The following is a 21,309-nucleotide window of genomic DNA, read 5'->3' on the forward strand; positions in this document are numbered from 1 at the left end:
TTGGTTTAATAATTTTCTTTCTATATGCGTATCTTATCTTTCAGAAGTCAGTGCAAACACATAAAAATAAGAAGGAAATTGAATATTCCAGAGACTTAATACCTTATATAGATAACTTAATAGATAATATTTTAGAGGGAAGATATTTAAGTGAAGATAGTAAAGATTATTTAAAGAAAACTGTTAAAAATCCAATAAAGAGGGACATCATTATTAAAAGAAGTATTTACTATTTAGAAAACTTTAAAGGAGAGTTTATTTATAATATTACAGAACTATGTGAAGATTTAGGAATTGTAGATTATGATATACAAAATCTAAAAAGCCCCAATAAATATTTAAAAGCACTTGCATGCAAAAGACTTGGAGAATATAGAAGTAAAAAGTCCTTACACCACTTGTTAATGGCACTTCAGCTTCCTATCATTGATGTCAGATACAATTCCCTTATGGCACTGGCTAAAATAGGAGATGAAGCTGCTTTTATTGAAGCCTTTGAAAGTATAAATAACAAAGTAATTTTAAATGAGAGAAGTCTAATAGAGATTGTTGATAGTTTTGAAGGTGATAAAAAAAATATATATATAAAAATGATTTCATCTCCAAATGATTATTTAGCTGCTATATTTATTAAATCAGCAGGAAACTATATGGATGTATATATAGGTGAAGAAATCTCTAAGTATCTTTTTGTTGAAAACAAAGAAAAAAGGATTGCAGCAGTTAAAGCATTAGGAAATATGGCGTATTCTAGATATGTAGAAGATATAATCCAATTGCTAGAAGATAAAGAATGGGAAGTTAGAGCTGTTGCAGCAAAGGTATTGGCAAGATTCGGAGATGATAGAGCTGTTTATCCTCTTGTTAAGGCACTAACTGATAGACAGTGGTATGTAAGATTCAACGCTGCAGTATCTATTTTAAGCTTTGATGAAGGTATAGATATGATACCTTCTATATTTGAAGTTCAGGATAAATTTGCAAAGGATATTATTATTTCAGCTATTGAAAATTTGAACATGATGAAAGAAATTGAACTATATGAAAATTCAGATGATGAAAATAAGAGAAAAACAGCTATGTATATTAAGGAATATGCAAAATCTTAATATTAGGCTTAGGGTGATTAAATAAATGTATAATTTTATTAGAGAGCTTGTTCTAGGTTTTAACTATTTTGTTCTTTACTATGTTTTAGCAATAAATTTTATATATTTTATACAGCTTATTCTTTCTGCTTTTAGTTTACATGATTACATTAGTAAAATAAATTATTCAGACTATAGGAAGTATTCTTCTTCAGATAACATGCTGCCAGTATCTGTGCTGGTACCTGCATATAATGAACAAGAGACTATAGTAGACAATATAAATTCATTATTATCTTTAAACTATCCAGTATTTGAAATATTGGTGATAAATGACGGGTCAAAGGATGAAACTTTAGATAGGGTAATAGAGCATTTCAAATTAAATAAAGTAAATCAACCTGTTAGACATCTAGTAAAGACAAATAAAATTAGGAATATATACAGAAATATAGATATACCAAATCTTGTGATAGTCGATAAAGAGAATGGTGGTAAAGCGGATGCTTTAAATGCAGGTATTAATGTTTCTAGGTATCCTATTATAACATCTATAGATGCAGATTCAATTTTAGAAAGTGATTCATTGATAAAGATTATAATGCCATTTATTGAGGATAGATCAACTATAGCTGTTGGAGGAATAGTTAGAATAGCAAATGGAAATACTATTAAAAATGGAAAGGTTGAAAAAATAAGTCTTCCTAAAAATAGTTTAGCAACTTTTCAAGTAATAGAGTACCTCAGAGCCTTCTTAACTGGAAGAATGGGGTGGGATTCTATAGATTCACTACTTATTATATCTGGTGCCTTTGGTGCTTTTAAAAAAGATGCTGTTGCTGAGGTAGGTGGATATATTAAAACTATTGGTGAAGACATGGAGTTAGTTGTAAGACTACATGATTATATGAAAGCTAATAAGAGGGAGTATAAGGTAAAGTTTGTGCCTGATCCTGTGTGCTGGACCCAAGCTCCTGAAACAATAAAGGATTTGAGAAGTCAAAGAAGAAGATGGCAGATTGGGCTTATGGACAGCTTATTTAGGCATAAAAAGTTGCTTTTTAACCCTAGGTATGGACTTATAGGATTATTTGCAGCACCATATTTCTGGATATTCGAAATGTTAGGTCCGATAGTTGAAATCCTAGGATATATATTTATACCACTTTCGTATTTTTTTGGACTCTTAAATGTAAAGTATTTTATAATGTTCCTAATTGCTTCTATTTTATATGGAATAGTACTGTCAATAGGTGCTATTTTATTAGAAGAGTATACATTTAATAAATATTCTACAATAACAGATCTTTTTAAGCTTACTTTTTATGGTATTATTGAAAATTTTGGTTATAGGCAGATGACAACTTTATTTAGAATAGAAGGAATAATAAGATTTAAAAAATTTAAGGGTAGTTGGGGAACGATAAAAAGGAAAAATTTTGATTAATAATAATAGTTATATATAGACATACTATAAATGCGTGATAATTGGAAGCAAAATTTTAATAGGACATGATGAAGGGTTTTGTAGGGAATTTTGAGTAATCATAGCATAGAAAGTTAAGGAGGACATAAGTATGTCAAAAAGAAGTCATGTAGACTTAAGTAAATTGGATAAAGTACCGGTTGGAAAGCCATTTTCATATAGTGATGTAGTTGAGGATGATTTTCCAGATGAGAATCACACTGAGGATGGGAAAGTGTTTAAATCAGAAGTGGAAAGTGGTTTATATGGCTCAATAGTAGCTATTGAAGAGAGCGGCAGCCACTTAATCTATGAAAAAAAATTTCAGGATTTTTAAGGGAAACTACTAAAAGTTAATGAAATGCTAAAAAATTATTATGATAATCAATAATGAGACTCAGATGAATTATTGTCATCTGAGTCTTTATAATTCTTTTTGGGGATTATTCGCTCTAATACTACCATTTGATTCAAGTTTTACTTTATATATTGGGGTTAAATTAGTTGTAAAGAGGTGTTATAATATTATTGATACAAATTAAAACTTCAATCAGAGAGGGAGCCAATTCTATTTGGTTGAAGTTGACCAGTAGTTACAGGATAAAAATTTAGTCTAAAAAACATCAGTATAAAAAGTGAGGTATAAAGTATGAATAAAAAGGATTTAGCTGATTTAAGAAAAGAATTTAAATTAAACAGCTATATGATGCCTATTAAGGAGATATATAGTATATATTTAAAGAAAGACAATGGAGAAATCATAACAAGAGAGCTTAACTATTTTGAAATGATGGATATGGAAAAAAGAGAGCTTTATCTAGATAATTTCAAGAAAGTTTTAACTGGAACTATAGATGCAAAAATATTTGAGTTAGACTTTAAAATGTCCCATTTAGCTGAAACTGAAGATGAAGTTGCAGTAGATGATATTGATATGTCTGAACTGCAAAATCTTAATAATATTGATAATGAAGAAGGTAAAAAAGAAGCTGCTTTTACAAGTACTCAAACTATTCTTTACAACGCATTAAGTTCAGGACAAAGTATCGTAGAATACGCAGATATGATAGTAGAGAAGATGGCTAAAAACTACACGTATGAAACTGATATAGTTATAAATTTCGTTAAGGCCGAATATTTTAAAGGAAATAAAAAAAGAAGTGAAGAAGCTGATGAAGCAATAGATGATTATGTACAAGCTATTGAATTCATTTTATGCAGTGTAAATAAGGTTGACATACCTAAAAAGGTATTAAAATTTGATTATGCAGAAATGACCTTCAAACCAAACTCAGCCTTAGATACTGTAATAAACTTAAATTCTCCTCTTGATGGATTTATGTTTCCAAGCTTTAGTAGTGGATATGTAGATGTAAACAAAGTAGTATACTATTCTTCAAAAGCAAAGCAGATGAATACAGTTTTTGTAGAAGATATACTAGACTGTAGTATAAAACCTACTGGAATAGAAGAAAAAGAGAGTTTCAACGCCATACTAAATACAGTAGTTGGAGATAAAATAAAACCAGAGACTATGCAAGAAATATATGAAAGAATAAATGAAAAACTTGAATACCAGGAAGAGGAAGAAGATGAAGAACCTGTTGTTGATATGAAAGAAATAAAAAGTGTTCTAGAAGAAAGTGGTATTAAGGAAACCGAGAGTTTACAAAGTGCATTTGAACAGGTTTGTGGCGGAGATTATGAATTTAAAATCAAAAATATAGTTCCAGATTTTAATAGTAGATCTATAAAGATTGAGAATGAAACTACGAATATAACTATAACACCAAAGGAACTAAGCTCAATTAGACAAGTGAGAGATAAGAATGGAAAAAAATGCTTACTGATTGAATTGACTGAAGATGTTCAGATAAACGGATTTAAACTAGAAACGGAAGAAGTAGAAGATATACTAATCTAAGCAATTTATTCAAGGGAGTGATAGATTACTATGAAAACAAATTATAAAAGGACCCTTAGAGGGTATTCTTCTAATGAAGTTAATGAAAAAATCACTCAACTAAACATAGAATTTAAGGAAGAATTCAATAAATATAGTAGTGAACTATCTATAAGCACTGAAAATAATAAAAAATTGAAACAAGAATTGGAAGAGCTTAAATTGAAAATGAAATCATATAAAGAATCAAAAGAAAAGCTTCAAGAAGTTCTATATGGTTCATTTGTACAAGCATTCGGTAAGGTATATGACTCAGAAAAAATGTTAAATGAAATGATTGAATATAAAACACAAATACTTGAAACTCAGGAAAAAAAAGATTCGGAAATTAAGTCCTCAATAAATAAGCTTTTAAAGGAAGTTGACTGTATTATAGAGAAATGAAGAGTATACTAGTAAGATGGGAGTATTATAGAGGGTAGTCATGGGATGAAATTCATAATTTATTGGAGATTGTGGAGGAAAGGCTATGGATAAAACAGAGGCACAGCTTAAAGCACGTTTGTTTGGTTGTGATAGAGAAGAAGTAGATAAGCATATTAAAGATATAAAGTTAGCTAATAAAGAAAAAATAGAGGAATTGAAAAGAAACCTTTCAGCAATTAATGCTGAAAATGAGAAGCTTTCTGAGGAAATACAAAAATTAAAAGATGAAATGAAATTTGAAATGAAGTCAGAAAAATTCATGGAATTTGTTTTAAAAAAGTCGGAAGAAATTATACTAATAATAAACAAAGTTTCTAGTGATGAAATTTCTAGAATAACCCTATCAGGCAAAACACAAGAGTCAATATTTAATAAAAAAATCGAGGAATATAATAGTATTATAAAAAGCACCCAGGAAGACTTGAATATTCTACTAAAAAAGCAATTAAAAAAAAATGAGATTTTAAGTGAAGATGTAAAAAAATTTATTAAAGATAAATGTAAATGTGATTCAGTGAACTATGACGAATTGCAAGTTAATATACAAACTCCTCCAATAGAATATGAAGATACTCCACATACAGAAAATGTTGAAAACCATAGTGGTGAAGAAAGTTTTAAAAAAAGTGCAGATAATTATATAAATAGGGATGAAAAGATTAAAATAAAGGATATTGTGGAGGAGCATCAAATAGATAAAGTTGAAAATCAAAGTACAGCTGAAATCATTAAATCTCAATTAAAGAGTACTGATATTGAAGAAGATATAGATCAAATAAGAAGTAAATATTTAATTGGAAAGATAGCAGGAAAAGATTTAATAGATAATATGGGTAATATAATTATTGGTAAGAATTCTATTATAACTGAACAAACAATCAGTAAGGCTGGGAGAGAAGGAAAACTTCCAGAACTAATTGTGAACATGACACTATTAGATATCTGAAAGAAAAAGTAGATGTGTATTTACTAAGCACAGTAAGTCCGTTGGCAAAATATTTTGCTGACGGACTTTTATTTATGGGATAAACACTTACCGAAGATTTTTAAATTCTTCTCTCAATTCTTTAAAATCATATATGGCTAAAATTATAAGTGTTGGAGGAATAATTAGAATAAAAGTTATAAAAAAAATTTCAATAACGAATCTATTTAACATAATTAAAGTTACCTTAACACATCTTAGTATATCTATAAATACTATGCTAAGATGCAATATTATATGTTTAATTATCAAAAATTATAAGTTTGTCATATACTGAAAATAAGAATACAATGCTCAAGAATATTTGCTGTTTTTCACTCTAAGATTACTGTTTTTGACTAGCGTGAAGGGAGTTGCATATACAATGGATGCAATAAAAATATTTCAAGAACTATTTATAAATAATATATTTGTTATTTTAATGGTTGTAGCTTTTCTTTGGATTAGTGCACTGGCAACATGTTTTATGGCATACTATTTGGTTCAATATATTGAAAAGGTCAGTAGAAGGTTCACAAAAACCACAAATCAGTATGAAAAAGATATTCTTACAGGATTAAATAATACAAAAGGTTTTACAAGACTATTTAGCCAAGCTATAAAAAATCCATCACAAAAAAAAGATCCTATTTCAGTTTTAGTTATTGATATCGATTTCTTTAAAAGGGTAAACGATATTTATGGTAGTTTAGCAGGTGATTCTATATTAAGGTCTTTAGCATATATACTAATTGGTGCATGTAAAGAGTCATATATATTGGGTAGAATAGAAAGAGACAAGTTTTCTATAGTACTTTACAAAACTTCTAATAATAGAGCTTGTGAAATAGCTGAAAGTATTAGGGCTGTTATAGAAAAGTACCCTTTCATGCTGCCAAAGGGAAAAATAATTTATATTACGGTTTCAATTGGAGTTGCTACTTACCCAGATACAACAGAGGATCCGGAAACTATCTTTAGTAAGGCTGATAAATCCTTAAACTATGCAAAACAAACAGGAAAAAACAAAGTATGTTCTATGTGAAGGCGATCCTTTACTCAATGAATACTCCTCAGACGGAAGGAAGAGGAGTTTCATTTCATATTAAGCTATTCATTGATATTTATAATGTAAAGAATGTATAATAAGAATTTAGAGATAGAAATTATTTATATAAGAAAAGATTATTAGAGGAGTAGTTGTATGACTAGTGATAAGTATAAAGTAGATAGCTATAAAGTGATAGCTAAAAATTTTTATAAAGATCGATTAATAGATAAGGCTCTCAGATTTTACAAAAAAGCTTATAACTGTGTAGGAGGCAGGGAGGATATAGAATTACTACTTGACATAGCATTAATCCATGATGAAATGGGAGAATATGAACTAGCTAAAGAAAAATATAAAGAAATATTAAACTTAAATCCAAGAGATGAGAGAGCTTACTATGGCCTTGCTATAATATGTGATAATGAAAAGCAGTATAAAAAAGCAATAAAATATTATGAAGAAGCTATCAAGTTAAATCCAGAATATAATAGAGCATACTTTTTTCTTGCTGGTGCTTACGATGAAATTGGAGAAAAGAATAAAGCAATAGAAGCCTATAAAAAAGTTTTATCTATGGATGACCAGGACTTTTGGGCATACACTAATTTAAGTGCAATATATGAGGAGTTAGGACACTATGAATTGGCATTAGAAATGCTTGAGCATAGTTTACAAATTGATCCTAATCATTACTTGGCATTATTTAATAAGGGAGTAGTATTAGATAGACTAAATCGTACAGAAGAAGCAATAAAATACTATAATCTATCAATAGCTGAAAATGCTACATATCCATACAGTTATTTAAACTTATCAGTGATTTATAAGGAAAGAGGAGAGTATGATACTGCTATAAAGATTATTAGTGCTGGAATTCATAAAAATCCTGATACTGAATTTTTATATTATAATAGAGCTTGTTTTCATGTACATATTAATAAACTGGAAGAGTGTATAGCAGATTTGTATGAGTCCGTTAGATTATATCCTAAGTTTGTAGATTATATAAAAGAAGATGAAGAATTGAATCCTGTAAAGGAAATGGTAGAATACAAGAAGCTCATAGAAGATGAGGTTGAGTTTTGATAAATTTTTATCTAGAGCAAAATAGTGTAAACCTATAATTGTTATGGCTTACACTATTATCATTTACTGTTAATTCTCTAGCCTTTTTATTTGTTTTTTCAAGTCTTTAATTTGTTGTTGTTTTTCTTTTGCAGATTCTAGGTTTTCTTGTTGCGTAGCTATTAGTTCCAATAGACTTCCTACTGAAGAAAGCAAATTACTTAGCATGCTAATTTCATTAGAGTCTTTTCCCTTAGCTAAGGAAATAGCAATAATATTAGCAATTACAGATAACTGCTCGGGATCTAATGAATCAAATCTCGACATTGTTATTAGCCTCCTTGGGTGTATTAGATTATCATAATAGAGGTTTGTGATTTTAGTTAAGCTTGTTACTACAATTCTTATAAAAAGCAGTTTAAGTATTATATTTATATATTATATGAGATGTTCTTTTGAAATGGCTTTGCAATCTATAAATGATAAAATAATTAATATATATTTGTCCCACTTTTGATAAATATTAGATTTTTTGTATGTAATTTAATAGATTAATAAATATAAAACTGCACAAACTTATATTACAAAACAATACAACAAAAGAACAAAATAAATTATAAATTAAGGGAGGAAAAAAATTATGGCAAGCAGAGGAAATAGAGTATTAGTACCACAAGCTAAGGAAGGATTAAATCAGTTCAAAATGGAATCTGCTAGAGAAGTTGGAGTAGATTTAAAACAAGGATATAATGGAGATCTTACTTCCAGAGAAGCTGGATCAGTAGGCGGAAACATGGTTAAGAAGATGGTTGAAGCATACGAACAAGGTTTAAAGTAGAACATATATAATATAAAGAGGCCAGGTAGTTTTCTACCTGGTTTCTTTTTATTGTATATTAAATTTACATAGGTATATTAAAGATAAAAATAAATGAAATAAAACAGTATGGATAATAAAGAAGATAAAGACAGGAAAATAGGAGAGAACTTTAAACTATAGCTTTCTTTTTTGCATGCAGTAATATTTATAATAATCGAAAAAACACATAGTAAAAATAAAAGAATTAAAAAATGAATAGTATTTTCCATAATATCTAAATCCCAAGATTTGCGAACTGGAGAATTTTTGATGCGATTTAAAAATGTTTCAGAAGGAGGCTTAGCCATACCAACCATCACCAGTAGGATAAGTACTATAGTCCAAGAGATATTATTTATAACTTTAGTAGTTTTGGTGAAAAAATTTTTTTCTTTAATCATAATTTTATTGCTAAATTAATATTTTTATAATTTAACAAGATTCACCTTACTTTCTTTTTATAAGTTCTTAATATATTTTATTATCTTTTAGAAAAAAAATTACTCTTTCATTGCAATACATATCAAAGATTTGCATAGTCACTAAATAACTATTAACAATAAATTAGAAAAATTTTCACAAAATAATAAAATTTGTTTATAATTATATTTATAGATATAATTTATCCGATGACTACCCGCTTTAATACTCCCATCGCATATGAAACTCCTCTTCCTAACGTCAGAGGAGTAAGCGATTCACACAAAATCATAGATTTTGGTTCTCTGCTTAACTGGGAGTAAAGAGCGGCTACGTCCCTGGATTCGTTCAACTAAGAATCAGATGGGAGTTGAAACCCTATCTTATTCAAGTCTACACTTCATATTGATATGAAGAAATAATATTTTTAAAGGGAGGATGGCAATGGATCATTCAAAGCAATTGGGAGAACAAAGCGTAGGAAAATTATTATGGAAATTCTCAATTCCAGCAATTGTAGGTATGCTGGTAAATGCGCTATACAACATTATAGACAGGATTTTCGTAGGAAGAGGTGTAGGATTACTAGGTATATCAGCAACAACGATAGCATTTCCCGTTTCAATAATTATTATGGCTTTTGGTATGCTTATTGGTATTGGAGCGGCGGCAACAGTATCCATAAGATTAGGGCAAAAGAAAAAGGAAGAAGCAGAGAAGATTCTAGGAAATGCATTTACAATGCTTGTGATAATTTCTATATTAGTAACAGTATTAGGTCTTATTTTTGAGGAACCACTTTTAATAATCTTTGGAGCAAGTGAGGAAGTTTTACCTTTAGCAAAGGAATTTGTTACTATAATTTTAATAGGAGTTCTGCTTCAAAACATAGGATTTGGATTAAATAATATAATACGCTCTGAAGGAAATCCTAAAATAGCCATGCTAACTATGTTAATTGGTGCAATATTAAATACTATTTTTAATCCCATTTTTATTTTTGGTTTAGATTTAGGAATAAGAGGATCGGCTCTAGCAACAATAGTTTCACAAACTGTATGCTCAGCATGGGTATTATCCTATTTTATGGGTAAAAAGAGTGTATTAAAATTAAGAATTAAAAATTTAAAACTTGACCTTCATATAATAAAACAGATAGTTGCCATCGGTATGTCACCTTTCTTAATGCAGATAGTTGCTAGCGGTATAAGTATTACCTTTAACAAGGATTTGAAAATGTATGGTGGAGATACAGCTATTGCAGCCTTTGGAATAATAAATAGTGTTGTTATGTTAATATTGATGCCTATTTTTGGAATAAATCAGGGATCTCAGCCGATTATAGGGTATAACTATGGAGCTGGAAATTTTGATAGAGTAAAAAAAGCATTAAAATTAGCTATATTAGCAGCTACTACTGTATCTACTTTAGGCTTTGTAATTGTTGAATTATTTCCGAGGGTAATTATTAGTGTATTTAGCAGTAACAATGCAGACTTAATAAATATAGGTTCATCTGGTATTAGGATATTTTTATTAATGATGCCTATTGTAGGATTCCAAATTGTTAGTGCGAATTACTTTCAAGCCATAAATAAGGCTAAAATTGCTATATTTTTAAGTTTATCTAGACAAGTGATTATACTTCTTCCACTTTTGCTTATATTACCTAACTTTTTAAAGCTTACAGGTGTATGGGTATCTGGTGCAACTGCGGATCTATTAGCGTCTATAGTAACAGCAGCTTTCTTATTTAAAGAATTAAGGCATCTGGGAGAGGCCTCACAGGCAATGGAACAGAAACTAGGCAGTATATAGTTAAGGTGAAGTGATAGTTGAATTATATAGGGTTTCCCTATGACTTTAGGACTTTGATAGTTAAGATGTTTAACGACCATATGATTATTCCATATACAAAAATCTACAAACATATGCAAGATTAACTTGCACATGTTTGTAGATTTTTTTGTATATAGGTTTTTAACTTGAAATTTAACTTATAGGTATGAATATAATGCTAGTTCTTGAAGTTCATTTAAATAACTTTTGAAGGAAATATATTGAATTTTTTACTGTACTTACGAAAAATGGAGTATGAAAAAGATTTATCAATATATAACACGGTATATGGATAAATTTACTAAATTACAAATTTTTGAAAAAACAGTAAATTTGTACTATAATATAAATACTAAATATTATACGTAAGTGATTTATTTTAGGAGGTAGAGGTTAGTTGGATAATATAAACTTAGGTACCCTTAAGAAAAAGGGAGTTTATTTTAAAACTATAGATATAGACAAGCTTTATGGTGAATTGGAAATAAATCTTCCTCAGATGTATATGGTTAATGATGAAAGAAAGAAAAAAGTGCTATTAGAAAGAAAAGAAAAAATAGAACATAAAGTGATAAATGTTATGACAGATTCCAAACAGAACATTAAAAATACTGTTCATGTAATAAATAATGTAAATAAACAATTAATACAAAATAATTTACTGCTAAAGATGAAGATAGAGAATATGAAACAAGCATATAAAAATATATTGAAATATTGTACTAAATTACAGTCAGAAGTAAAGTCAACAGAAAATAAAGAAACGTATGAAGTATTAAATGGTATAATTAATACCCTCAAGAGTCAGGTACATAAAACCAAGGAGGAATGAGGAAATGTTATTTAATGTATGTAAAGATATTGAAAGTTTAAAGAAACGATGTAAAAAATATAGTTATGATAAAAATGATGACATTTTAGAAAAAATATCTATTGAAGAAGTAGATGATTTTAAGGAATTTGAGAATAATATTGACAATTTAAACGAGATTCTTAAATCAATGGAAGAAATGAATCGTGATATTATAATTAATAAAAACTTATTAAAAAGTGTTTTAGAAGAAGATTATGAAGTGAAAAAAAAATACATAAAAAAGATTAAAAATATCATCAATGCCTATGTAAATTTTTATGATTATGTAGATGAGATAAGGCAAGCTTTAGAAAAATCAGATTCAAAAACCGATAAAAAAACGTTAAAACTAATAAATTCAATATTAAAGCTTTTAGAAAAGGAATATGCCAATATTGGACTGATGGTAAATGCTCCTGAAATAGGTATTGATAAGTTTGATAATTTTAAACATGAAATTTTGTCAACAGAAAAAAATTTAGAACTATCTAATGAAACTATTTTAGATATTATAAAAAAAGGATTTTATTATAATGACAGAAATATAAGATACGTAAGAACTACAAAGGTAATAACTGTATTAAATTAAGCCTTTATTTAGAAAGTTTGATTTATGGTTATGTAAGTACAGACTTTTAAATACCATTGAGTATACTTTGATTTGGAGTTGGTGTTTTATTATGGAAGAAATATTACAGTACTATAGAGAGGGAATGAAATGTTTTGCTGAAGGAAGTCTGGATAAAGCCCTTAGTTATCTTAAGATAGCGGCTACAGAAGGTATAGATAGACCAGAGGTGAATGATGTTATTGCTTTAACCCTTATCTATAAAGGTGACTTTGAAGAAGCATATAGAATTTTTTTAGATAGCAGTAAAAAATTTAACGGGGAAATTAGCCAAAGATATTTGTCTAGTATAGATGAGTTAAATGGCTGCATAGAAAAACATAATTTAGCTATAGACCTAATAAAGCGGAATAAATATGATGAAGCCCTGGAACATCTGCTTTTTATAAGAAATACAGGATTTAGGACTATAAATGATGATATGTTAATATGCTTCTTATATTGTACAAAAAAGGAATATAAAAATTGTAAGGAAATATTAGAAGAAATCCAGTCCATTAACAAAGAAGAGGTTTTTTATTATAAGATGAAAAGCTATCTAGATAAAAAAAGTTACTCTAGACTAAAGCTATATGTAGCCTCTATTGCAGCAATAATTATATTTTCAACGGTGATAATGTGGAGACCTAGTAATAATAATTATAAAGCTGAAGAGAAAGGTATTAGTGTAAAACAAGTTGCAGCAGCAAATAACAATGATATTAAAACAATTTCTAATAATAATTTGACTTCTAGTAATAATTCAGATTCTAACTATAAAATACTGGCTAATCTTGCTAATGATATTATGAAAGAGGATTTATACGATTTTGCAATAAATAATAAAGATTTAGATGTATCTAAATTAGATGATAAAGGTAAAAAATTGTACAACCAATTAGAAGCAAGTTATAAAAGTAAAGCAGAAGTATATTTCTATAAAAATGGTTCGGATTTATATAAAAATGGAAATTACAAAAAGGCATACGAATATCTCTTAATTGCAAATGATAATTTGAAAGGAGACTATTTAGATGAGCATATAATATTTTATCTTGCTAAATCAGCTAAAGCCAGCGGTAATGGAGGAGTACAATATTATAGGCAGTATGTAAATAGATATCCACAGGGGTGCTATAGAGAGGAAGCTCTTTATGATTTAGCAATACTAAGCTATCAAAATAATGATAAAAAAGAAGCGGAAAAATATGCATCTATTATATCAGAAGAATATTCAAGTTCTATGTATAATAATAACAGGATAAGGTCGATCCTACAATAAGTGAAAAATAGCCCAACCATAATTAAATTTTGTAGTTGGGTTATTTTTATGATTTTTCCACAATAAGTACCAGTGTCTAAATGTGTGGAATTTAGGTATAATAAATTCAAAGTAAAAGTAAAGCAAATAGGACAATAGAACGAAGCTTGAATAAGATGCAATATGTGTAGAGAGTATGATATAATGTGACGATGGAGGATATTATGAATAAAACATATCTGAATTATGCTCCTTTAACATTGATGGTTTTAGGTATGGGGGTCGGGATAGCTGGATATATAATAGATTTTTATATACCTTACTCAGTAGCCAAGCTACTTTGGTTTTTAGCAACAATATTATTTGCTGCACTTGGTCTAAGAAGTGGGGAGATAGTTAGAAATCTTTATTATAACTTATATAATGATGTGCTTACAGGATTAAGAAATCGAAGATTCTTTTATTTAAATTTATCATATGAAATGAAGAATAATGTTAATAGTAAAAAACCAATAACATTATTAATGATTGATATAGATAATTTCAAATCTATAAATGATACCTACGGACATATTGTTGGAGATAAGGTTTTAAAGGATATGGCTTATATTTTTAAAGATAACACAAGAGCAAGTGATACTGTTGTAAGATGGGGAGGAGAAGAGTTTTCGATTATTCTCTCTAACACCGATACTATAATGGCAGCAAAAATAGCAGAGAGAATTAGAAAAAGTATAGAATCCTATAGATTTAGTTACGGTTGTACTTCATTTAAAGCTACAGTAAGCATTGGTACAGTTACAATAAACAAAGCAATGCATCCAGAGAATCTTATTGATTTTGCAGATAAAGCATTGTATAAAGCAAAGGAAAAGAAAAATCTAGTAATAAGATATGAAGAACTTATTTATGAAGTAGAAACTTGAATTAGATGGTCCCGGAGGTGTTAAATAATGATAGACCTTTTAAAGAAAGGGGAATCAATACTTTCTCCTATTTCAGGAAAGGTTCTAGATTTAGCTGAAGTACAAGATCAGATATTTGCAGAAAAAATAGCTGGAGATGGAGTAGCTATTAATTCAACAGATAATATAGTAGTGGCTCCTGCAGATGGAGTTATAGTCTTAATATTTGAGACGAATCATGCTTTTGCTATGATTTTAGAAAATGAAATAGAGCTTCTTGTTCATATAGGTATTGATACGGTAGAACTTAATGGCGCAGGTTTTAAAAGATTAGTGGAAGAAGGAACTAAGGTGAAGGCTGGAGAGCCCATTATAAAAGTTGATAGAGAATTTATTGAAGAAAAAGGCTATTCATTGGTTACGCCTGTTCTAATAACCAATCCAGACAGACTTAAGTCAATAAACTATAATACAGATACAGTGGTTCAAGCCGGTAAAGATACAGTGATTTTTTATGAAGTAGACTAACAAAAGTAATGATTTTTGTTAGTCTACTTCTTATTTCAACTTAGTAATGATATTCTTTTAGATATCTGTTAAGCTGTAGAGGATTCAACTTTAAGATTATTCATAAATTTATATATGGCATGTGCCACACCGTGTAGATCATTTGAACTGGATACATAACTGCAGATTTTCTTAATATCCTCCTTGGCATTACCCATAGCAATACTTATTCCAGCTCTCTTAAACATAGATACATCGTTATAGTTATCTCCTATAGCTGCAACATCTTTTAGGGGGATATTTAGGTGATTGGCTAGGTGTTCAAGGGAATTACCTTTAGAAGCATTTGTGTTAACTAGCTCAAAATTAAGTTCGTGTGATACAACTAAGGATAAGCTTTCGTGATTACCAAATAGTTCTCTTCCTTTTGATAGCTTGTCTTCATCAAAGGAAATAGCACTAATGCTGCAATAATCTAAATCCGCATTTACAATATCATTAATATCATCTACAAGTATAACACCTTCCTGTGAGAATAGTAAGCTTACTATCTCGTCAACAGTATATTTACTTAGGGAAAGATTTTTGGTTTTTGCCTTATAGAAATCATTTTCTAAAATCTCTTTTGTATTAGAAGGTAAAAATATATTTTTAGCTGTACTTACTTCATAAAAATACCTGTTATCATTAAACCAGCCTAATGTTTCAGTAACGTATTTTTTATCTATAGTATCAACCTTTAATTTTTCACCATTCTTAGAATGAGCTAAAGAACCGTTATTTGAAATTATGTGTGCACAAATATTTGCTTGTCTACATATAGCTTTTGCATCCGCATAAGTTCTTCCTGTTGCTATGACTATTTCCACACCGTTTTCTTGAGCTATTTTTAGAGCATTTATATTTTCTTTACTAATTTCATGTTTTGAATTTAATAAGGTTCCATCCAAATCTGTAGCAAAAAGTTTCATTTAATAAACACCTCTCAATTATTATTCTGCTATTAATAAGCTTATATTGTTTTTATTTAGTATTTTCATAAATGGTTCATCTGGTTGTTTATCAGTAATTATAAGATTTATTTGGCGAAGGTCGCATACCTTATAATTTCCGTTATTGTTAAATTTACTATGATCAGCTAATAATATGGTTTGCTTTGATTGCTCAATTATTTTTTTCATAACTGCAGCGTCCTCATCGTCAGTAGTAGTTATACCTTTTTCTGATACTCCGAAGGCACTTATAAAACATTTATCTGCAAAGTAGTCTGATAACATGTTGATAGTAGCACTTCCGTACAAGAATCTATGGAAATTGTTTAACTTGCCACCAAGTAAGAATACCTTAATATTGTTTTTCTTAGAAAGTATATCCGCTACGTTTATAGAGTTAGTAATTACATTACACTGTTTGTTCTCTAGTAATTCTACAAAAGCTTGAACGGTTGTTGATGTATCTAAGATAATAGTATCTCTTTCTTTCACTAGAGAAGCACTAAGTTTGGCTATTTTGTGTTTTTCTTCTACATCATAAAGAAGTCTTTCAGAATAATTTAGTAGTTCCTTGTTTGGTGTAGGGAGTATAGCTCCTCCATGAGTTCTTACAATAGCTTTTTGCTTTTCTAAGATTACTAGATCTCTACGAGCAGTATCTCTGGAAACCTTATAAAGATTACATATATCTTCTACACTTATTCTTGAATTTGCCTGTAAATAGTCTAGAATAAGTTGAAGTCGCTCCTCTTGATACAATTTTATTCACCTCAATTTTATGTCTTAATCTATATTTATATATTAATTATTTATAAGTAAAATGTCAAGTGTATGTAAGTGTTGGTGAGTAATTGTAAGTGATTTTGGGTGAAATTAAGAAAGATTTAAGACAGAAAATTACTTTGAATTAAAAGGAATGTTTATGGTAAACTTATAATAATAAAAATCTAGGAGGAATTTATGTTAAAGATATGGGCTAAAGTAATGAAAAATAATAAAATTATAAAAGATGAAGTTGCTACATCTGATATTCCAGGAGGCTATCAGGAAAACCTAAAGGCATGTATAACGGAATTATGCAATAGACTTGACATTTCAAAACCTTATTGGTTGCCTGCAAATTTAGAGGAATATAATAAAAGAAGTAAAACAACTTTTAACCAGAATAATTTTATAGAGGAAATAGATTTTGATAGGTTTGTAATTGTAGAATTAGATACAGAGGAAGATCAATAAGTCAATATCCTAACATTAAAAAATATCTGTAGAGAGGACAACTTCTCTAGTAGATATTTTTTAATTTTTAGGGTAAAGTATTTTTTGAAAGTTATTTTAATGAAAGCATAAGAAAAAGTCTTGTAAAGCATCTTAATGTTATAAAAAACGATGATAATTAATAAAATTAGCTAATTAGAGTATTTGAAATATATTTGAAATAAGTTTAATATTGAAATATAACGACACGTGGTTTTTAAAACTACGTGATGAGATACTTATATAATTCGTTGAAAGGGTGGTTGTTAATGATTGGAAAACTTAGAGAACCTGTTAGCGGGTTAACTCATTTATTTGGGGTATTTGCCTCAATTGTTGGTTTAATTATTTTACTGGTTTATTCCATACTTCAAAATGATCCATGGCGAATTGTAACTTTTGCTGTTTTTGGAGCAAGTTTAATATTACTCTATACTGCTAGTTCAGTATATCATTTAGTTACTATTTCTGAAAAAGCTATTAGAGTATTAAGAAGAATAGATCATTCTATGATATATGTTCTAATTGCAGGAAGTTATACACCAATTTGTTTAATTGCATTAAGAGGTCCTTGGGGTTGGAGTATCTTTGGAACTATATGGGGGCTTACAGTTGTAGGTATTTTGGTGAAAAATTTCTGGTTTAATGCTCCTAGATGGCTATCTACAGCATTTTATATTGGTATGGGATGGTTGGTGATTATAGCTATTTATCCTCTTGCTAAAGTACTACCTGCTGGAGGAATGGCTTGGTTATTTGCAGGTGGAGTGGCTTACACTGTTGGTGGAGTTATATATGCAACAAAGTGGCCTAAAATCACCTCCAAGTATTTTGGGTTCCACGAAATTTTTCACATATTTGTACTTATAGGAAGTTTTTGTCATTACTGGCTTATGTTTAAATACGTATTATTTCTTTAGTATAAAAACTCTCACTTTCAGGTTATTGAAAGTGAGAGTTTTCCATTATTATTACGGTAAATGAAGTATACTGTTAAGTGCTGTATTCTTTAGTATAATTGGTAACATTCATTACGGTGTTTTTTAGTATAAACATGGTATAATAAATACAAGATTACTTTACACAGTAAAGTTTATATTTAGGAGAGAAAAGTTATGGATAATAATTATGGTAATTTACAAAAAGTAAGAAATGGAAAGAGAAAATTTGCGATAACTCCATATATACCCGGTGGATTTATTCTTCCAGAAACCCTTGAAAGAATAGCTAAGGTAACAAAGAAATATAATGGAGTTTTAAAAATAACTTCTGGACAAAGAATTATGATAACAAACTTAGAGGAAAGTGATTTAATTGCTATTTGGGCGGAACTAGGAATGGAGCCAGCAGTAAAAAAGCAAAACTCTGTTAAAAATGTGGAGATGTGTCCTGCGGGATATTGTAAAAGATCAAAACATAATACTATAGGAATAGGTATGAAACTTGCGAACAAATATAAGTGGGCGGATATGCCTTGCAGAACTAAAATAGGGGTAGCAGGCTGTAGAAATGCATGTGGCAGCGTGTACAGTAAGGATGTAGGTGTCATAGCAGATGTTACAGGCATAAGAGTAGTAGCAGGAGGTTCCGCAGGATATAATCCTAGGTTAGCTGATATAATAGCACTTGACCTAACAGAGTCTCAGGCCTCAAATGTAGTAGATAGTATCTTTGATTATTATAAAGAAAATGCAGAAGCAGGAGAAAAATTAGGGTTTTTTATAGATAGAATAGGAATAGAAGATTTTAAAGCTGCTGTGTTAAAAGGTGCAAATCTATAGGTATGTTTTCTTCTAAACTATTCCTTTAAGCATGAATAAAATTTTTTTTCATACAAATTCTATAGATTAGTAATAAGGTTTTGTTTAAAGACAGTATTTTAATATATAGAATGGAGAATGAATATGAAAATAGGTCTTATAAGGCATTTTAAGGTAGATTTAAAGAAAAATAGATTTATGACCTCAAAGGAATATAATCAGTATATGTTTGAATACGACAGATCAGAAGTAATACCTAATGAAGTTGTTATTGATAAAGAATGGGATAAATGTTTTTGTAGCAGCTTAAGCAGAGCAGTGACCACAGCTAAGACTGTTTATGATGGAGAAATTATTATAACAGATAAACTTATAGAAATACCTTCAGCAGCATGGATAAATAATAATATCAGAGTACCATATACCATCTGGGTAATGTTTAATAGAATTGCTTGGATTAGAAATCATATGTCTCAGCCAGAAGGAAGACGAATCACCATAAAAAGAATCAATGAAATCATAGACATTATATTAAAAGAAAAAGATAAAAACATTCTTATTGTAAGTCATGCAGGTACATTATATGAAATACAAAAAATATTGATAAGAAAAGGATTTAGGGGGAACTACTTTATAAAGCCGCAAAATGGGAAATTGTATATTTTCGAAAATAAAAAAATGAAGTGAAACTTGAATCAGATGGGAGTAATTAGAGCGGGTAGTCATCGGATAAATAGTAGGTTGTATAGTTATTATTAAAAGGTCGTAAATGGTTTGCTATAATACACTTGCCTATAGCTTGATAATGGGGTAAGATATGTCATATAATGTTTTTTCAAATTTTAGGCTATTAAAAGTTATGAGGTGACTTGTGTGTTAAAGGAAACAGATAAAGAATATGTACTTTTTTTAAATAAACTAAAAAATAAAATAGTTAGTTCACAACAAAATGCTGTAATATCAGTAAATAAAGAATTACTCATATTCTATTGGGAGATAGGAAATTTTATTTTAGATAAGAAGAAAGATCAGAGCTGGGAAAAAAATATTATAAATAGTTTATCGAATGATTTAAAAGCGGCATTCCCAGAGATGAGGGGACTTGACGAAAAGAACATAAGATATATGTGTAAGTTTGCTGAAGAATATAAGGATAAGAAATTTATTGAAGAGGTGGCAGCACAAATTAGTTGGTCACATAATCTGATTTTAATGGATAAAATTACTGATTTAAATAAGACAATATCTTATATAAATAAAATTATTGAAAATGGTTGGTCAAAGAACGTACTGCTTAATAAGATTGCATTAGAGTATGGAATTGAAGAGGATATGTTTACTGAAGGCGCTGCTTTACATAATAATATAATCAAAATTAAAGATAGAGAGCTTCAAGATATGACAGAAGAGGTAGTTGAAGATTATGTGAATGAAAATGATTTTGATGAAAATGGCAGCATAAGTTTTAAGGATATATCCTCTGCAGCTCGTTCTGAATTATCAATTGAAATACTAAAAGATCCATATATATTAGATTTATTGAACTTTTCTGAAAAGTTAATTGAAAGAAATTTAGAAAAACAGCTAATTGACCATATAATTAAATTCTTTATTGAGTTGGACAAAGGTTTTGCTTTTGTTGGAAGCAAGTATCACTTGCCTGTAGCAGGGGGAGATTACTATATAGACCTGCTTTTTTATAATCTAAAGTTGAGATGCTATGTAGCCGTAGACTTAAAGATAGGAAAATTTAAACCAGAATATTTAGGAAAACTTAGTTTTTATCTTTCTCTAATAGATGATTCATTGAAGAAAAAGGAAGATAGTTCAGCTGTAGGTATTATATTATGTAAAGATGAAGATAAATTAATTGTTCAATATGCTTTTAAGGGTTCAGTTGGATTAGGAGAAGATACAGAATATATGTTAACGAAAAACATACCTGAAGAATTTAAATCTATATTGCCTACAGTAAAGGAAATAGGGGACGGAATTAAGAATAAATTATTGAAAAGCTGATTTTATTATGG

General features: G+C 29.0%; 24 protein-coding genes. 20 read left to right on the forward strand and 4 right to left on the reverse strand.

All coding sequences use genetic code 11. The features are described from left to right. The first annotated feature begins 50 nt into the window (after nucleotides 1-50). The 8 genes from CLMAG_RS09380 to CLMAG_RS09415 all read left to right on the forward strand — a co-directional run bounded on the left by CLMAG_RS09380 (nucleotide 51) and on the right by CLMAG_RS09415 (nucleotide 8,043). A complete protein-coding gene (locus CLMAG_RS09380) occupies nucleotides 51-1,109 on the forward strand; it encodes a HEAT repeat domain-containing protein (RefSeq protein ID WP_242872984.1) in 1,059 nt (352 codons plus the stop codon). A gap of 25 nt (nucleotides 1,110-1,134) precedes the next feature. Further along, nucleotides 1,135-2,535 carry a glycosyltransferase family 2 protein gene (locus CLMAG_RS09385; RefSeq protein WP_066621428.1) on the forward strand — a complete coding sequence of 467 codons (1,401 nt, stop codon included), beginning with the start codon at nucleotides 1,135-1,137 and terminating at the stop codon, nucleotides 2,533-2,535. A gap of 130 nt (nucleotides 2,536-2,665) precedes the next feature. After that, a complete protein-coding gene (locus tag CLMAG_RS09390) occupies nucleotides 2,666-2,890 on the forward strand; it encodes a hypothetical protein (protein WP_066621429.1) in 225 nt (74 codons plus the stop codon). A gap of 312 nt (nucleotides 2,891-3,202) precedes the next feature. After that, nucleotides 3,203-4,477, forward strand: a complete 1,275-nt coding sequence (locus CLMAG_RS09395; RefSeq protein WP_066621430.1) for a DUF4317 family protein — start codon at nucleotides 3,203-3,205, stop codon at nucleotides 4,475-4,477. Between the two features lie 30 nt (nucleotides 4,478-4,507). After that, nucleotides 4,508-4,900, forward strand: coding sequence for a hypothetical protein (locus CLMAG_RS09400; protein ID WP_066621431.1), 393 nt, complete (start codon nucleotides 4,508-4,510; stop codon nucleotides 4,898-4,900). An 85-nt stretch (nucleotides 4,901-4,985) separates the two neighbouring features. Beyond that, nucleotides 4,986-5,888, forward strand: coding sequence for a hypothetical protein (locus CLMAG_RS09405; RefSeq protein WP_066621432.1), 903 nt, complete (start codon nucleotides 4,986-4,988; stop codon nucleotides 5,886-5,888). Nucleotides 5,889-6,291: 403 nt separating this feature from the next. Further along, nucleotides 6,292-6,951, forward strand: coding sequence for a GGDEF domain-containing protein (locus CLMAG_RS09410; protein WP_066621434.1), 660 nt, complete (start codon nucleotides 6,292-6,294; stop codon nucleotides 6,949-6,951). 159 nt (nucleotides 6,952-7,110) lie between these two features. Then, a complete protein-coding gene (locus CLMAG_RS09415; protein WP_066621436.1) occupies nucleotides 7,111-8,043 on the forward strand; it encodes a tetratricopeptide repeat protein in 933 nt (310 codons plus the stop codon). 69 nt (nucleotides 8,044-8,112) lie between these two features. Here CLMAG_RS09415 and CLMAG_RS09420 read toward each other — a convergent pair whose 3' ends face one another. Further along, nucleotides 8,113-8,349 (reverse strand): hypothetical protein, encoded by a 237-nt coding sequence (locus CLMAG_RS09420; RefSeq protein ID WP_066621438.1) that lies wholly within the window; start codon nucleotides 8,347-8,349, stop codon nucleotides 8,113-8,115. Between the two features lie 313 nt (nucleotides 8,350-8,662). Between CLMAG_RS09420 and CLMAG_RS09425 the strand changes: the two genes are divergently transcribed. Beyond that, the gene (locus CLMAG_RS09425; RefSeq protein WP_066621440.1) at nucleotides 8,663-8,860 is read left to right on the forward strand and encodes an alpha/beta-type small acid-soluble spore protein; all 198 of its coding nucleotides are present in this window, start codon (nucleotides 8,663-8,665) and stop codon (nucleotides 8,858-8,860) included. A gap of 77 nt (nucleotides 8,861-8,937) precedes the next feature. Here CLMAG_RS09425 and CLMAG_RS31590 read toward each other — a convergent pair whose 3' ends face one another. Beyond that, complete coding sequence (locus CLMAG_RS31590; protein ID WP_139264087.1) at nucleotides 8,938-9,282, reverse strand: hypothetical protein; 345 nt, start codon at nucleotides 9,280-9,282, stop codon at nucleotides 8,938-8,940. A 463-nt stretch (nucleotides 9,283-9,745) separates the two neighbouring features. Between CLMAG_RS31590 and CLMAG_RS09430 the strand changes: the two genes are divergently transcribed. The 6 genes from CLMAG_RS09430 to CLMAG_RS09455 all read left to right on the forward strand — a co-directional run bounded on the left by CLMAG_RS09430 (nucleotide 9,746) and on the right by CLMAG_RS09455 (nucleotide 15,294). Next, nucleotides 9,746-11,119, forward strand: a complete 1,374-nt coding sequence (locus tag CLMAG_RS09430; protein ID WP_066621442.1) for an MATE family efflux transporter — start codon at nucleotides 9,746-9,748, stop codon at nucleotides 11,117-11,119. A 418-nt stretch (nucleotides 11,120-11,537) separates the two neighbouring features. Continuing rightward, nucleotides 11,538-11,972: a hypothetical protein gene (locus CLMAG_RS09435; RefSeq protein ID WP_066621443.1), complete on the forward strand. Its 435-nt coding sequence runs from the start codon at nucleotides 11,538-11,540 to the stop codon at nucleotides 11,970-11,972. A 4-nt stretch (nucleotides 11,973-11,976) separates the two neighbouring features. Continuing rightward, on the forward strand, nucleotides 11,977-12,582 hold the full coding sequence (gene grpE / locus CLMAG_RS09440; protein WP_066621445.1) for a nucleotide exchange factor GrpE: 606 nt from the start codon (nucleotides 11,977-11,979) through the stop codon (nucleotides 12,580-12,582). 91 nt (nucleotides 12,583-12,673) lie between these two features. Further along, nucleotides 12,674-13,882: a tetratricopeptide repeat protein gene (locus tag CLMAG_RS09445; protein ID WP_066621451.1), complete on the forward strand. Its 1,209-nt coding sequence runs from the start codon at nucleotides 12,674-12,676 to the stop codon at nucleotides 13,880-13,882. Between the two features lie 203 nt (nucleotides 13,883-14,085). After that, nucleotides 14,086-14,787: a GGDEF domain-containing protein gene (locus CLMAG_RS09450; RefSeq protein ID WP_161486949.1), complete on the forward strand. Its 702-nt coding sequence runs from the start codon at nucleotides 14,086-14,088 to the stop codon at nucleotides 14,785-14,787. 27 nt (nucleotides 14,788-14,814) lie between these two features. Next, a complete protein-coding gene (locus tag CLMAG_RS09455; RefSeq protein ID WP_066621454.1) occupies nucleotides 14,815-15,294 on the forward strand; it encodes a PTS sugar transporter subunit IIA in 480 nt (159 codons plus the stop codon). Between the two features lie 68 nt (nucleotides 15,295-15,362). On the opposite strand, the gene CLMAG_RS09460 is transcribed toward CLMAG_RS09455, so the two are convergent. Together CLMAG_RS09460 and CLMAG_RS09465 are read right to left on the reverse strand one after the other, a co-directional pair. Next, nucleotides 15,363-16,244 carry a Cof-type HAD-IIB family hydrolase gene (locus tag CLMAG_RS09460; protein ID WP_066621456.1) on the reverse strand — a complete coding sequence of 294 codons (882 nt, stop codon included), beginning with the start codon at nucleotides 16,242-16,244 and terminating at the stop codon, nucleotides 15,363-15,365. A 21-nt stretch (nucleotides 16,245-16,265) separates the two neighbouring features. Beyond that, nucleotides 16,266-17,024: a DeoR/GlpR family DNA-binding transcription regulator gene (locus CLMAG_RS09465; protein WP_066621457.1), complete on the reverse strand. Its 759-nt coding sequence runs from the start codon at nucleotides 17,022-17,024 to the stop codon at nucleotides 16,266-16,268. A gap of 201 nt (nucleotides 17,025-17,225) precedes the next feature. Between CLMAG_RS09465 and CLMAG_RS09470 the strand changes: the two genes are divergently transcribed. From CLMAG_RS09470 to CLMAG_RS09490, 5 genes are all read left to right on the forward strand, one after another. Further along, nucleotides 17,226-17,501 carry a hypothetical protein gene (locus CLMAG_RS09470; RefSeq protein WP_066621458.1) on the forward strand — a complete coding sequence of 92 codons (276 nt, stop codon included), beginning with the start codon at nucleotides 17,226-17,228 and terminating at the stop codon, nucleotides 17,499-17,501. 287 nt (nucleotides 17,502-17,788) lie between these two features. Next, complete coding sequence (trhA, locus tag CLMAG_RS09475; RefSeq protein WP_066621459.1) at nucleotides 17,789-18,439, forward strand: PAQR family membrane homeostasis protein TrhA; 651 nt, start codon at nucleotides 17,789-17,791, stop codon at nucleotides 18,437-18,439. A 195-nt stretch (nucleotides 18,440-18,634) separates the two neighbouring features. Then, a complete protein-coding gene (locus CLMAG_RS09480) occupies nucleotides 18,635-19,300 on the forward strand; it encodes a nitrite/sulfite reductase domain-containing protein (RefSeq protein WP_066621461.1) in 666 nt (221 codons plus the stop codon). A 123-nt stretch (nucleotides 19,301-19,423) separates the two neighbouring features. After that, nucleotides 19,424-19,966 carry a phosphoglycerate mutase family protein gene (locus tag CLMAG_RS09485; RefSeq protein WP_066621463.1) on the forward strand — a complete coding sequence of 181 codons (543 nt, stop codon included), beginning with the start codon at nucleotides 19,424-19,426 and terminating at the stop codon, nucleotides 19,964-19,966. Between the two features lie 186 nt (nucleotides 19,967-20,152). Next, a complete protein-coding gene (locus CLMAG_RS09490; protein WP_066621465.1) occupies nucleotides 20,153-21,298 on the forward strand; it encodes a PDDEXK nuclease domain-containing protein in 1,146 nt (381 codons plus the stop codon). Nucleotides 21,299-21,309 lie beyond the last annotated feature (11 nt).

Source organism: Clostridium magnum DSM 2767, assembly GCF_001623875.1.
Taxonomy (GTDB): Bacteria; Bacillota; Clostridia; order Clostridiales; family Clostridiaceae; genus Clostridium_AM; species Clostridium_AM magnum.